At 73.4% G+C, this 13,221-nt stretch carries 14 protein-coding genes; 6 read left to right on the top strand and 8 right to left on the bottom strand.

Translation table 11 applies throughout. The features are described 5' to 3' along the window. Positions 1 to 21 precede the first annotated feature (21 nt). Positions 22 to 1,614 (bottom strand): succinic semialdehyde dehydrogenase, encoded by a 1,593-nt coding sequence (locus G6553_RS13580; protein ID WP_166193823.1) that lies wholly within the window; start codon positions 1,612 to 1,614, stop codon positions 22 to 24. Next, positions 1,611 to 3,020, bottom strand: a complete 1,410-nt coding sequence (locus G6553_RS13575; RefSeq protein ID WP_166193820.1) for a cytochrome P450 — start codon at positions 3,018 to 3,020, stop codon at positions 1,611 to 1,613. Before G6553_RS13575 ends, G6553_RS13580 begins: the two co-directional genes overlap by 4 nt. A gap of 95 nt (positions 3,021 to 3,115) precedes the next feature. On the opposite strand from G6553_RS13575, the gene G6553_RS13570 reads away from it, so the two are divergent. After that, the gene (locus G6553_RS13570; protein ID WP_166193817.1) at positions 3,116 to 3,736 is read left to right on the top strand and encodes a TetR/AcrR family transcriptional regulator; all 621 of its coding nucleotides are present in this window, start codon (positions 3,116 to 3,118) and stop codon (positions 3,734 to 3,736) included. Positions 3,737 to 3,897: 161 nt separating this feature from the next. Here the strand turns inward: G6553_RS13570 and G6553_RS21265 are convergent, their stop codons facing one another. Further along, on the bottom strand, positions 3,898 to 4,185 hold the full coding sequence (locus tag G6553_RS21265) for a DUF1905 domain-containing protein (RefSeq protein ID WP_166193814.1): 288 nt from the start codon (positions 4,183 to 4,185) through the stop codon (positions 3,898 to 3,900). Between the two features lie 124 nt (positions 4,186 to 4,309). Here G6553_RS21265 and G6553_RS13560 point away from each other — a divergent pair, with 124 nt between their 5' ends. The 4 genes from G6553_RS13560 to G6553_RS13545 are packed head-to-tail and all read left to right on the top strand — an operon-like array spanning position 4,310 to position 8,059. Then, complete coding sequence (locus G6553_RS13560; protein WP_347565703.1) at positions 4,310 to 5,194, top strand: SDR family oxidoreductase; 885 nt, start codon at positions 4,310 to 4,312, stop codon at positions 5,192 to 5,194. Beyond that, positions 5,191 to 5,946, top strand: coding sequence for an SDR family oxidoreductase (locus G6553_RS13555; protein ID WP_166193811.1), 756 nt, complete (start codon positions 5,191 to 5,193; stop codon positions 5,944 to 5,946). Before G6553_RS13560 ends, G6553_RS13555 begins: the two co-directional genes overlap by 4 nt. Next, positions 5,943 to 7,025, top strand: a complete 1,083-nt coding sequence (locus tag G6553_RS13550; RefSeq protein WP_166193809.1) for a TIGR03857 family LLM class F420-dependent oxidoreductase — start codon at positions 5,943 to 5,945, stop codon at positions 7,023 to 7,025. Before G6553_RS13555 ends, G6553_RS13550 begins: the two co-directional genes overlap by 4 nt. Further along, positions 7,022 to 8,059, top strand: coding sequence for a phosphotransferase (locus G6553_RS13545; RefSeq protein ID WP_207619762.1), 1,038 nt, complete (start codon positions 7,022 to 7,024; stop codon positions 8,057 to 8,059). Before G6553_RS13550 ends, G6553_RS13545 begins: the two co-directional genes overlap by 4 nt. A gap of 93 nt (positions 8,060 to 8,152) precedes the next feature. Here the strand turns inward: G6553_RS13545 and G6553_RS13540 are convergent, their stop codons facing one another. The 5 genes from G6553_RS13540 to G6553_RS13520 all read right to left on the bottom strand — a co-directional run bounded on the left by G6553_RS13540 (position 8,153) and on the right by G6553_RS13520 (position 12,735). After that, on the bottom strand, positions 8,153 to 8,410 hold the full coding sequence (locus tag G6553_RS13540; protein WP_166193792.1) for a hypothetical protein: 258 nt from the start codon (positions 8,408 to 8,410) through the stop codon (positions 8,153 to 8,155). Between the two features lie 143 nt (positions 8,411 to 8,553). Then, positions 8,554 to 9,321, bottom strand: coding sequence for a VanZ family protein (locus G6553_RS13535; RefSeq protein WP_166193806.1), 768 nt, complete (start codon positions 9,319 to 9,321; stop codon positions 8,554 to 8,556). Between the two features lie 36 nt (positions 9,322 to 9,357). Next, positions 9,358 to 10,407: a YdcF family protein gene (locus G6553_RS13530; protein ID WP_166193803.1), complete on the bottom strand. Its 1,050-nt coding sequence runs from the start codon at positions 10,405 to 10,407 to the stop codon at positions 9,358 to 9,360. After that, on the bottom strand, positions 10,395 to 12,191 hold the full coding sequence (locus tag G6553_RS13525) for a lipase family protein (protein ID WP_166193801.1): 1,797 nt from the start codon (positions 12,189 to 12,191) through the stop codon (positions 10,395 to 10,397). The genes G6553_RS13530 and G6553_RS13525 overlap by 13 nt, the downstream gene beginning before the upstream one ends. A 307-nt stretch (positions 12,192 to 12,498) precedes the next feature. After that, positions 12,499 to 12,735, bottom strand: coding sequence for an SDR family oxidoreductase (locus G6553_RS13520; protein ID WP_242680433.1), 237 nt, complete (start codon positions 12,733 to 12,735; stop codon positions 12,499 to 12,501). A gap of 115 nt (positions 12,736 to 12,850) precedes the next feature. Between G6553_RS13520 and G6553_RS22205 the strand changes: the two genes are divergently transcribed. Next, positions 12,851 to 13,084, top strand: coding sequence for a superinfection immunity protein (locus G6553_RS22205; protein ID WP_166193798.1), 234 nt, complete (start codon positions 12,851 to 12,853; stop codon positions 13,082 to 13,084). Positions 13,085 to 13,221: the final 137 nt, after the last annotated feature.

Genomic DNA, 13,221 nt, shown 5'->3' with positions numbered 1-13,221 from the left:
CGGCGCCCCCTCGGCCGGCGTTCAGCGGGATCCCAGCCTGCGGAGCGCCTTGAGCTGGGAGTTGCCGAGCCTGACGAACGTCTCCAGCGCCATGCCCGGGGGCGGGCCGACGGGGCCCATCCGGGACAGGGCGATGGTCTGGGTCTCGGTGAACCGCTGGATGCCCTGGGCGCCGTGGCGGCGGCCGAGACCGCTGTCGCCCATGCCGCCCATGCCGGCCTCGACCGAGCCGGCCGCGAGCGCGGCGCCGTCGTTGATGTTGACCGACCCGGCGCGGATCCGGCGGGCGAGGGCCTGGGCGGTGCGGGTGTCGCGGCTGAAGATGCTGGCCGAGAGGCCGTAGGAGCCCTGGTTCGCGAGCGCCACCGCCTCGTCGTCGCTGGAGACGCGGTGCAGCGCGACGACGGGGCCGAAGGTCTCGCCGAGGCAGAGGTCCATGTCGTCGGTGACACCCTCGAGCACGGTCGGCTCGTAGACGTAGGGGCCGAGGTCGGGCCGGGCGCGGCCGCCGCAGAGGACCGTCGCGCCCTTGGCGACGGCGTCCTCCACGTGAGCGGCGACCTTCTCCAGCTGGGCCGCACTGGCGAGCGAGCCGACCTGGCAGGAGAAGTCGAAGGACTGCCCGACCGCCAGCGCGCGCGTGGCGGCCACGAGCTTGTCGCGGAACGCGGCGTACACGCTCTCGTGCACGATGACGCGCTCGATGTGGATGCACATCTGGCCGGTGTTGGTGAAGACCGCGTCGACGGTGCCGGCGGCGGCCTTGTCCAGGTCGGCGTCGGCGCGGACGAGGAGCGGGTTCTTGCCGCCGAGCTCGAGGGAGGCGCCGACGAGCCGGCGGGCGGCGGCCTCGCTGACGATCCGGCCGGTGGCGGTGGAGCCGGTGAAGCAGACGTAGTCGGCGGACTCGACCAGCGCGGTGCCGACCTCGGCACCCGGCCCGGCGACGACGTCCCACACGTGCGCCGGAAGCCCGGCCTCGCCCATCAGCGCGCGGGTCCACAGCATGGTCAGCGGGGTCTGCGGGTCGGCCTTGCTCACGACCGAGCAGCCGGCGAGCAGGGCGGGGACGGCGTCGCCGACACCGAGGTAGAGCGGGTAGTTCCAGGGCGAGACGATGCCGACGACGCCGCGCGGCACGCGCACCTCGCGGACCTTGGTCAGCAGGGGCATCGCACCGCGGACCGGGCGGTCGGCGAGGTACGCCGCGGCGCGGCGCGCGTAGTGCCGCGTCAGGTTGGCGACCTGGAGGATCTCCATCCAGGCGTGGTACCGGGCCTTGCCCATCTCCCACTGGACGAGGTCGATGACCTCGTCCTGCCGCTCGAGCAGCAGGTCGTGGAAGCGGAGCAGCACCTCGGCCCGGGCGGCGACGGTCAGCCCGGCCCACGAGGACTGCGCCGCGCGGGCGCGCACGACGGTCGCCGCGACGTCGTCGGCGGTGCAGCTCGGCACCGGCGCGGTGGGCTGCGCGTCGTACGGCGCGGTCGCGGTCAGCGGCTCCTCGCCGCCGGAGACCGGGGCGGAGACCCAGCGGTTCCAGGACGCGAGCTTCGCGTCGGTGACCCACGCGGGTCGGACCGACGTGGTGGTGGGCTCGAGGGTGGCGGTCAACAGGTCCTCCGCAGGTCGATGGGCTGGCCGTCCTTGGGGAACGGCAGGGAGTTGTTGTTCATGGGGGCGACGTAGCCCGGCGGGACGCTCCACTCCCAGCCGCGCAGCAGGTGGTGGAGGACGGCCTTGACCTCGGCGCCGGCGAAGTACATGCCCAGGCACTTGTGGACGCCGCCGCCGAAGGGATTCCAGGCGTAGCGGTGGGACTTGTCCTCGCGGCGCTCCGGGGAGAACCGCTCGGGGTCGAAGACCAGCGGGTTGGTCCACAGCTCCTCCATCACCTGCGCGAACTGCGGGGCGACGGTGACGAAGGTGCCCCCGGGGATGCGGACTCCCTGGACGACGGTGTCCTTGACGGTCTGCCGGAGCACGACGGGGACGGGCGCACGCAGCCGCAGCGACTCCTTCATCACCCAGTCCATGGACTCCAGGCCCTCGAGCTCGGCGAGGGTCGGCCGCGGGCCGAGCGCGAGCGACTCCTCGCGGCAGCGCTGCTGCCACGCGGGGTGCTGGCCGAGCAGCTGGAGCATCGTGGAGAGCGTGATGGTGGAGGTGTCGTGAGCCGCCATCATCAGGAAGATCATGTGGTTGACGACGTCGTCGTCGCTGAACCGCTCGCCCTCGTCGCTCTCGATGTGGCACAGCTGGGAGAACAGGTCGTCGGTCTCGACGGCGCGGCGCGAGGGCAGGTAGTGGCGCAGGAAGTCCTCGAGCACCTCGCGGCCCCGGTGCCCGCGGCCCCAGCGGGTGCCCGGGAGGTCCTTGCGGACGATCGCCGCGGCGGCCTGGACGCAGGCGATGAAGGCCTCGTTGACCTTCGCCATCTCCTCCGGGGTGGTGTCCTCCGCGCCGCCCATGAAGATGTCGGCGGCGACGTCGAGGGTGAGCTGCTTGAGCGAGGGGTACGCCCGGAAGTCGCGGTCGCGGCCCTTCGCGGCCCAGTCGGCGATGCCGGCCTCGATCGGCGCGTGCATCCGCGCGGCGTACGCCTCGAGCCGGTCGCGCGTGAAGGCCTGCTGCATGATCCGCCGGTGCATGTGGTGCTCCTCGAAGTCGAGCAGCATCAGGCCCCGGTTGAAGAACGGGCCGACCAGGTAGGTCCAGGCCGGGCCGTTGGCGAAGGCCTTGTCCTTGTTGCGGAACGCCTCCTCGCAGGCGTCCGGACCGAGCAGCATCACCCAGCGCTGCCCGAGCATCGAGATCGGCGCGACCGGGCCGTAGTGCTCCCACTGGCGGCGGAAGAGCGCGAACGGGTCCTTGGCGTACTCGAACGCGCGACCGAGCACCGGCTTGCCGCGGTCGTCGGGCCGGATCGGCGGGAGCTCCCGGACCGCCTCGGGGTGGTCCGCCGCCGACGTGCCGGAGCGGTCGCGGCGGGTGGGCGGGCTGCTGAGGTCGAGCGACACGAGAGGCTCCCTGGGAGGTGTGACGGGCGCTACGGTCGGGCCAGCATCATTCAGACAGGACGTCCTGTCAACCTTGTCGTGAGAGGGTGGCGGCCATGGCTGTGCAGTCCGGGACCTACCGCGGCGTCAGCGCCGAGGACCGCGCCGCGGAGCGCCGCGAGCGGCTGCTCGAGGCGACGCTCGCGGTCTGGGCGGACCCCACCGGCGCGCGGCCGACGATGACGCGGATCTGCGCCCAGGCGGGCCTGACCGAGCGCTACTTCTACGAGTCGTTCCGCTCCCTCGACGACGCGCTGACCGCCGTCATGGACCGGATCGCGACCGAGATCGAGGAGGTCAGCCTCGCCGCCGGCGACGCCGCCGGGGACGACCCCGCCGCGCGGGCGCGCGCCTCGGTGCTGGCCTTCGTCGAGTACCTCACCGCCGACCCCCGCAAGGGTCGCGTGGCCATCATCGAGGCCGGCGCGATGCCCGGCCTGCGCGCCCGCCGCACGCAGCTGCTGCGCCACTTCGCGCACCGCTCGGCCCAGGAGGCGCGCGACATCTACGGCGTCGGCGGCTGGGGCCCCCGCGAGGGCGAGATCGCCGGCCTGCTCTTCATCGGCGGCATGGCCGAGCTGGTCTCCGCCTGGCTCGACGGCTCGCTCGAGGCCACCCCCGAGGAGCTCGTCGACGCCGCCACCACGATGTTCCTCGGGCTGCACGCGGGCGGCTGAGCACCGGCGGTCGGCGCGGTCGGCGCGCGGGCTGCGAGGTTCATCGGGGCCCCGACAGAGCTCACGGTCCCCCGACGAAATTTCATCGGGGGACCGTCAGGTTCGTCGGGGAGCCGATGGACCTGACGACCGCCCGCCGCACGCCCACTCGCCGCGGTCCGCTACACGTCGATGCTGACGACGAGGTCGACCACGTCGCCGGTCACGACACCCTCGGCGCGGCGGGCGGCGACCTTGAGGGGGACGACGTACGTGCCGTCCTTGGGCCACAGCGCCGTGGTCCACCGCGCGGCACCCATGCGTACGGCGACGGGCACCATGCCCCAACCGTAGGTGACCGCGGCAGCGACCTCCCGGACGAGCGCGGCGTCGTCGGCGAGCAGGGCGACGAAGTGGTGCGGGGCGGGGCCGCGCCACTCGAAGACCGGTCCGGTGACCTCCAGCTGCACGCGACGAAGACTAGGCGGGTCCCGACCGCAGCGACACGACGCAGCGCACCCGGCCCGCACGGGCCATTGACAGACCCTGACGCGTGTCAACACTGTTGACCCCGTGTGGCGCAGAGCACGGCCGGTGAGCCCGGCCGACCCGTTCTCCGGCAGCCAGGCCCTCGTGACCGGAGGCGGCTCGGGCATCGGCGCCGCCCTGGTCCATGCGCTCGTCGACGCGGGGGCGCACGTCGTCGTGGCCGACCTCGACGAGGTCGCCGCGCAGCGGGTGGCGGACGCCGCCGGAGCCGCGGGTGCGCCGGGCACGGCGCGGGCGGTGCGGCTCGACGTGACCGACGCGGCCGCGGTGCAGGCGGCGGTGGACGAGGTGGTGGCGCGGGCGGGGCGGATCGACCTGCTGTTCAACAACGCCGGGATCACCTTCGGCGGCGAGACCGAGGACCTCACGCTGGCGCAGTGGGACGCGATCATCGACGTCAACATCCGCGGCGTCGTGCACGGTGTCGCCGCGGCGTACCCGCACATGGTCCGCCAGGGCGCCGGCGGCAGCGCGTGGGGCGGCCACGTCGTCAACACCGCGTCGATGGGCGGGCTGATGGCGGCGGGGCTGATCACCAGCTACGTCATGACCAAGCACGCGGTCGTCGGCCTCTCGCTCGCGCTGCGCACCGAGGCGGCCGCGAAGGGCGTGGGCGTCACCGTCCTCTGCCCCGCCGCGGTCGAGACGCCGATCCTGGAGAAGGGCCACCTCGGTCGGTTCCACGGGCGCGACTACTACCTCAAGGGCCAGGGCGTACGCCGCCCGCTGGACCCCGACGTGCTGGCCGCGGAGGCGCTCGCCGCCGTCGCCGCGGACCGGCCGCTGCTGGTCACGCCGCGTCCCGCTCGGATCGCCTGGCGGGTCGGCCGCCTGGCCCCCGCCTTCGCGAACCGGGCCGCCACCCGGTTCGTCGCCAAGCAGCGCCGGCTCCAGGCCCGGCGCGCCCGCAAGCAAGGAGCAGCCGCATGAGCAGCAACCCCACCCCAGGCACGCCGGTCGCGCTCGTCGTCGGCGGCGGCTCCGGCCTCGGCGCGGCGACGGCCGAAGCTCTCCGGGCGGCCGGGCACACCGTCGTGACGGGCGACCTCGAGGGGGCCGCCGCGGACCTCGTCGTCGACGTGACCGAGGAGGCGTCGGTCGCGGCAGCGGTGGACACGGTCGTCGCCGAGCACGGCCGTCTCGACGTGGTGGTCAACAGCGCCGGGGTGAGCACGTTGATGCAGGTCGTCGACCACGACGTCCAGGAGTTCCGTCGGGTCGTCGACGTCGACCTGGTCGGCGGGATGCTCGTCATCAAGCACGCGGCGCGGGTGATGACCGCGGCCGGCACCGGCGGGTCGGTCACCTCGATCGCCTCGCTCAACGCCCGCCAGCCGGGCACCGGCATGGCGGCGTACTGCTCGGCCAAGGCGGGCCTCGCCATGCTCACCCAGGTCGCCGCGCTCGAGCTCGGGCCCCAGGGGGTCCGGGTCAACGCGGTCTCCCCCGGGTTGGTCGTGACGCCGCTGACCGCGCCGGCGATGGACATCCCCGGGGTGCGGGAGGACTACGTCGACAACACCCCGCTCGGCCGGCCGGGCACGCCGGAGGAGGTGGCGGAGGCGATCGTCTACCTCGCGACCGCCCGCTGGCTGACCGGCGAGGTGCTCGACCTCAACGGCGGCGCCCACCTGCAGCGCTACCCGGACCTGGTCGGCCACGTGACGCGGGCGTTCGGGTGAGCGTGCGCTTCCCGGAGCTGGCCTGCTACGGGCTGGCCGGCCACGCCGACCAGCCGCGGGACCTGCTCACGGAGGCGCGGCTGGCCGAGGAGCTGGGGCTCGGGTCGGTGTTCCTGTCCGAGCGGTTCAACCTCAAGGACGCGGGCGTGCTGGCAGGTGCGCTCGCCGCGGCCACCGAGCACGTCGGCATCGCCACCGCCGCGACCAACCACAACACCCGCCACCCGCTGGTGACCGCGACGCTGGCGACGACCGCGCACCGGCTCTCGGGCGGGCGCTACGCCCTCGGCCTGGGTCGAGGGTTCGCCGCGCTCTTCGACGTGATGGGCCTGCCGCGGGTGACCGGCGCACAGCTCGAGGACGTCATCGGGATCTACCGCTCGCTGTGGCGCGGCGAGGCCGTCCTCGGCCACGAGGGGCCGGCCGGGTCCTACCCCTACCTCAACCAGGACTCCTCCTTCGACGAGCACATCCCGGTCCTGATGACCGCGATCGGCCCCCGCTCGCTCGCACTCGCCGGGCGGCTGGCCGACGGCGTCGTTCTCCACACGTTCCTCACCGACGAGGCGCTGGCGCGGTCGGTGTCGACGATCCGGACGGCTGCGGAGGAGGCGGGGCGCGACCCCGGCTCGGTGCGCGTCTGGGCGGTGCTCGCCACCGTCGAGGACTCGCTGCCCGAGGAGCTGCGGCTGCGCAAGCTGGTCGGCCGGCTCGCGACCTACCTGCAGGGGTACGGCGACGTGCTGGTCGCCGCGAACGGCTGGAACGCCGCCGTGCTCGACCGGTTCCGCGCCGACCCGCTCGTGCAGGGCTACCCGGGAGCGTTCGACGCGATGGGGACCGTCGACCAGCTGACCTACCTGCGGGACGAGGTGCTGCCCGCGGAGTGGCTGGCCGCGTCGGCCACCGGCACCGCGGAGCAGTGCGCCGCCCGCGTGGTCGAGCAGCTCGCGATCGGGGCCGACTCGGTCGTGCTCCACGGCGCCACGCCGGCCGAGCTGGCGCCCGTGCTGGCGGCGTACTCCTCGGTGCGAGCGGTCGACCGCGAGCTCCCTGCGAACCCGGGGTGGATGTCGTGACCGCGCCGTCGATCGACACCGCCGACGAGATCACCCCTGCCTGGATCGGCGCGGTGCTCGGCGCCGTGCCCGGGTCGGTGGACGTGGTGCCGGTCGGCTTCGGCCAGATCGGGTCATGCCTGCGCGTGGCGCTCACCGGCGAGGGGCTGCCGACGAGCGTGCTGGTCAAGCTGCCGACCGCCGACGCCGGCACCCGCGGCATGCTGGCCGGCGCCTACCGCTCGGAGGTGAGCTTCTACCGCGAGCTCGAGCCGACCGTGGCCGTCGACGTGCCCGCCTGCCACCTCGCCACCGACGTCACTGACGACGGGTGCTTCACCCTCGTCCTGGAGGACCTCGCTCCTGCCGAGCAGGGCGACCAGCTGCTCGGCGGGACGCCGCAGCAGGTGCGCGGCGCGGCCCAGAACCTCGCCGGGCTGCACGGGCCGCGCTGGTGCGACCCGACCCTGCTCGACCTCGGTTGGATCACCCTGCAGGACGTCGACGGCGCGGACCTGCTCGCGGAGGTCTACCCGTCGGCGGTCGACGCCTTCCTCGACATCACCGGGCCGCTGATGACGGCCGAGGCCGCGGCGACCGTGCGCGCGACGCTGCCGGTGGTCCGGGACTGGTCGCTGGCGCGGGCGGAGCGGTTCGGGATCGTCCACGGCGACTACCGCCTCGACAACCTGATGTTCTCCCCCGACCCCGCCGTGCCCGTGAAGGCGGTCGACTGGCAGACGCTCAGCCTCGGGCTGCCCGCCAAGGACCTCGCCTACCTCGTCGCCACCAGCCTCGACCCCGGTGTGCGGCGCGAGCACGAGCGGTCGATCGTGGCGGCGTACCACTCCCGCCTCGTCGAGCACGGCGTCACCGACCACCCCCTCGAGGAGTGCTTCGAGGACTACCGGTTCGCAATGCTCCAGGGCATCCTCGTGTCGGTCTTCGGCTGTGCGTACGGCGCGCGCACCGACCGCGGCGACCGGATGTTCGCCGTCATGGTCGAGCGGACCGCCGCCGCCGTGCGCGACCTCGGCACGCTCGACCTGGTGTGAGCCGGGGCGCCCGCCCCACCGGCGCCGGTCACCCGTCGGTCGGCAGACGTCGGTGGAACGGCGCGTGGCCGGGGCGCGCCGTCCGAGGGGGTCTCAGCGTTCGCGCGGCCCGGCTGGACGGTGACCTGTGACGGCTCCGCCAGGGGTGGCGCTCGGTCCTGGCGTGGCGGTGCGTTCATCCTCGAAGCGGGCGCCGGTGAGCACGCCCGAGAGTCCACGCTGCCGGGTGAGGGGAACGGCCACGAAGGCGGCCAGCAGCAACAGGGTCCCCGCGACCTGTGCCGCGGTCGCCCCGACGGACTCGGGCTGCCACCTGACGTAGAACTGGGTCAGGCTGTAGGTGCCGGCCACGCTCATCGCTCGGAGCAGTCGCCGGGAGGTGCTGGGGTCGTGCTCCCACACGGGCTCGAGCCGGGCTGCCCGTTGGCCTGGCGAAGCCCCGGTCCCGTGCCAGGCGGGCAGGACGAAGACGCAGAAGGCGGGGACCAGGGTGATCAGTGCTGCCTCGACGAGGGGGTGTGCCGAGGGCAGGCGACCTGTCGTGGCCAGAGCAGCGAGCCGATAGCTGACGACGAGGGCGAACCCCAGCGCGTTGAACGCGGCGAGGTCGAGCGCCATGCCGAGCCATCTCCGCCAGCTGCTGACGGGCCGCGGGAGCTGTCGGGTGTCGTCGAAGGACCGCGGACGAGGCATCCACCACACACCCAGGGCGCGAGGACGGCTCCGATGAGTGCCCCGAGGGTGTTGACGATCAGGTCGTCCACGTCGCCGACGCGGTAGGCGCAGTGGTAGATCCCCCACACCCCGGTCAGCTGGGTGCTCTCGATGACCACGGAGGCAAGGAACCCCGACCACGTGGCGAAGGCGGCGGACCGTCCCCAGAAGCCGCGGACCATCAGTCCCCACGGCACGAACAACACGAGGTTGAAGAGCACCTGCAGGGTGACGCGACTGCTCAGCAGCTGCAGCGGCCCCGCGCCGGCAGCCGCGTCAGCGATGTCGGTGATGAAGTGGAGGGGCCGCCATTGAGGGCTCGCGGCGGCGGTGGCGCACCAGTCGCCCCGGCTGTCCGGTAGCGGCAGGAACGTGTAGGCGAGCTGGGACGTGCCGTACACGCTCACCGCTGCTGCGCCCAGGGCACGCCGCGGGGTGAACTGGCCGTAGCGCCGGTACTGGTACGCCAGGATCGGCACCAGCAGGAGGAGCAAGGCCGAGGTACCGAGGACGACCCCGACGTACGCCGGCCACACCCATGGATCCATCGCAACCTGCTCCGTCCCTCGGCGCGAGCGTCCTGGTCACCTCGCGGACAAGGACAACCATGTCAGCGAGGCCATGCCCGCGATCGCGATGCCGGACAGGCCCAGCAGCAGCCGATGCTCGAGCATGACCGCCGCGAACTCCCGCAAGTACGCGCTGGGCCAGAAGTACCAGGCGGTCGGCGCCCCGATCGCCTGGGCGTCGATGCCGAGCCTGCGGGCGAGCTCGGCGGCTCGCGGAGCGTGGTAGTCGTTGGTCACGACGAGGTACGGCGCGGGTACGCCGTGCCGCTCCAACAGTCGGGCGCTGAGGAGCAGGTTCTCGCGCGTGGTGCGGGCGCGGTCCTCGACGAGGATGTCGTCGGCATCGACTCCGCGCCCGCGCAGCCACTCAGCCATGACCTGGCCCTCCGGGCGGGGCTCGTCTCGTCCCTGGCCGCCGCTGGGCACGAGGACGGGTCGGCGGCCGGCCCCGTCGCGTTCCTCGGCAGCGGTGACCGCGCGCTCCAGCCGGGCGGCGAGCAGCGGGGAGACTCCCCCTCTCACCAGGCCGCTCCCCAGCACCACCACCGCGCGGGCGGGGGCACGTCGGGCGATCCGCGCGTAGAGCACCGTGTGGGCTGCGAAGGCCAGGAAGCAGGCGCTGATGCAGGCCTGAGCGGTGAGCAGGGCGACAGCCGCGCTGCCGGTCCACGGGTTCTCGTGGCGCAGCAGCGGCACGAGGACGACCGGCAGGCCCAGCAGGGCGAGTCCGGTCAGCAGTGACAACGCGTTGCCGAGCGATCGCCTCTCGCGACGCATCATCACGACGCCGTTGCCGACCAGCAGCAGCGGCAACGTCAGGAGACCGAGCGCGACCGCGATCGTGACGACCAGGGTCACGATGTCGCCGACCGTCTCCAGCGTGGACGACGCCGTGGCCGCGAGGACGCCGAGGCCCAGCACGTAGTGCGCGAGCACGATGACCAGGAACCCGTTGCGCAGCGACCGCGGGTCTCGCTTGAGCGACCACGCCAGCAGCCCGCCCCAGAGCAGGACGCCCGTCACCGCCGGAAGTGCTGGTGCGACGGCGTCGGTCATGAGGTCCATCGGTTTCGGCCACCTCGTTCTCGGTCGTTGGGGATCGAGCAGTCGGTGGGGGCGGACACGCCGGCGAGCCGATCGACCGTCCACTGCTCGAGCTGGCCGGACAAGGGCGCGTCCGGCTCGAGCACGCTCATGTGGGTGCCGTCCTCGTACGTCGAGAACGTCAGCGTGGCACCACTCGCGCAGGCTCGCGGGATCCACGCCCTGGTCAGGCGCACGGGGATCACCTCGTCCGCCGTTCCCTGCGCGACGAACAGCGGCGCCGCCCAGGGGCCGGTCGGCACGTTCTCGGCGAGACGGTCGGCCAACGGGCCCTCCCCGGGCGGTTCGCGCAGGATCGGCTGGTCCCGGGCGATCGCCAGCCCACCCAGGATCGTGAACAACGTGCCGCCCTCGCCGGTGCAACGGGACGCCGCCTCGCGGACGATCGTGCGGGCCGAGGGCGTCACGAGCGCGTCGAGGGCGACGCCGTAGGTCCGTGTGTACGCGTCGGCGACGAAGGCGATGCCGAGGCTCGCTCCCGGGACTCCCGGGTTCGCGGTCACCACCTCGGCCAGGCCGAGCGGATCGGCGGCCGGCGAGAGCGCCGCGGTCCCGACCACGCCGGCGTCCGGGGCGTACGACGAGGCGAGCTGACCGGCCCACAGTGCCGCGTGCCCACCTTGGGAATGACCCCAGAGGACGGACTGGTCAGCCAGCCGGACGCCGGGCACCTCGCGTGCGGCTCGCACCGAGTCGAGCACCGAGTAGGCCTCGCCCGCGCCGACCAGGTAGGGGAACTCCCCCTCTGTCCCCATCCCGGTGTAGTCGGTCGCCACCATCGCCCACCCCCGTTCGGCGAGCGCGTCCATGGCCGGCATCCCCTCCGTGCTGATCGCGTCCCGACCGAGGCTCGGCGCGCACGCCCGGGCGACACCGACGGTGCCGTGCGCCCAGGCGATGAGCGGCGCCGGTTCGGCAGAGGTCTCCTCGGGCACGGCAAGCACTCCGCTGGCCAGCGCTGGTGACCCGTCGGACGCGGTGGTCGTGTAGAGGATCCGGTACGCCGTCAGGCCGGCGGGCAGGTCGCCGCCGTACGGCTCGCTCCGCACCAGCCGGCCGGGCTCCGCCGGGACGCTCGCCGGGGCGTCGTAGAAGTCGTCCAGCACCGGGACGCCGGCCCGGAACAGGTCACTGACGTAGAGCCCCGCGACGGCGACCGTCAGGACCAGGACGGCGCTCGCCCAGCGGACCGCCGGCACCGACCGAGGAGCGTGGCGCGACACCGCGCGATCCCCTCGGGCGCCCCGCCACACGAGGGCGACCCCGAACGCGGCCGTGCGGGCGCCGAACAGCACGGCGACGACCAGCAGCGTCACGTCGGGCCACCACAGGGCCATCACGCCCCAGGCGATCTCGGAGGCGCCGAACAGCGCCCGAAGCACCGCGGCGCTGCTCCGGTCGCGCACGAGCGCCACGACCGAGACGCCGCCCGAGACGATCAGCAGCACGGCCACGAAGGGCCCGAGGAGCTCGATGCTGCGGCCGACCCACACCACGATCGCGATTCCGGCGGCGAGCCAGGCGACGCCCTGCAGGAGCACGACCCGATCCCGCCGCTCGCCCCTCTGTCTCAGGAGGTCGCCGACCCCGGAGAGGACGCAGCTGGCGCCGACGTAGTAGCCGAGCACCTCGAGTGCGCTCAGGGGGCGGACGAGGAGGTTGGCACCCAGGACCGTGACGACGGCCCCGACCAGCACGAGCAACCACGGCGGTGCCCCGGCGACCAGGCCCGGGAGCGCACGCACACTCCGGCCGATCACCGCACCGCCCGCCACGGGCCGAGGAGCCCTTCCGTGGTCCCCCGTGATCCATCGCCCTGCTGCACGCCCTCAGTGTTGCCACGTCGGCAACGGTCTACGCCCCTCGTCACGGGTCGGCGGTCATGGCCGACCGCAGAAGCCGATGCGCATCAGCGGGCTCTCGTCCCAGTCCTCGAGCCGGGTCGGCCGGATGGTGCCAGGTCGTGGGGCTGGTCGAGATCCGCAACGATCTCCGCCAGCACGACCCCACGTTCCCGTGCGGAGTCGTCGCCTCCGGTGGCGCCTGGGGAGCTCATGCGGCCTCCGCCTGGAGGGCGGGCCCGAGCAGGAGCCCGCCGTCGACGACGTGCTCCGACCCGGTGACGAAGGAGGCGTCCGACGAGGCGAGGAACAGGAGGAGCCGGGTGACGTCGGTCGGCTCCGCGAGCCGCGGGATGGCGAACGGCTCGGGTGAGTAGCCGTGCCGCCCAGGCCCATGGTCGAGGCGATGTCGACGATGGCTGCCCCGGTGGCGCGGTCTGTCGTGCAACGCAGGGCAGGGGTGGCGACCTTGATGGCCAGGAAGGTCGGGACCCCGTGTCGTCTCCGTCTGCGCATCAGGTCCGCACCGACCCCGCTGGCCGTGCTCCCCGTAGGCTCGAAAGGTGAGCAGCTATCTGACCGATCAGCGTGATCGTCCGGTCAGCGCGTTCGTCGCCGTCGTCGTGGCCCTCCTCAGCGGCGGCTACATGCTGCCGTGGGCGGTCGCGGCCCTGCGCGGCAAGTCGAACCACTGGACGATCTTCTGGATCAACCTGCTGGGCGGCTGGACGGTGGTCCTGTGGATCGTCGCCCTCGTCATGGCGTTCGGCTCCCACAAGCCGATCCGGCGCTACTGATCCTCTTCGCAGGTCGATCGCCCGCCGGCACCGAGGGACGCCCGAGAGTCACGGTCCGGATCGGCGAGGACCGGCCACCCCCGGACGCCGTCCGGGCCTTCGTCCCACCCCGGACCGCCTCGCTCCGGTCCACCCAC

Origin of the sequence: Nocardioides sp. IC4_145, from assembly GCF_011250565.1 — a bacterium.
Classification (GTDB): Bacteria; Actinomycetota; Actinomycetes; order Propionibacteriales; family Nocardioidaceae; genus Nocardioides.
This window is presented reverse-complemented; position numbering and strand designations above follow the sequence as displayed.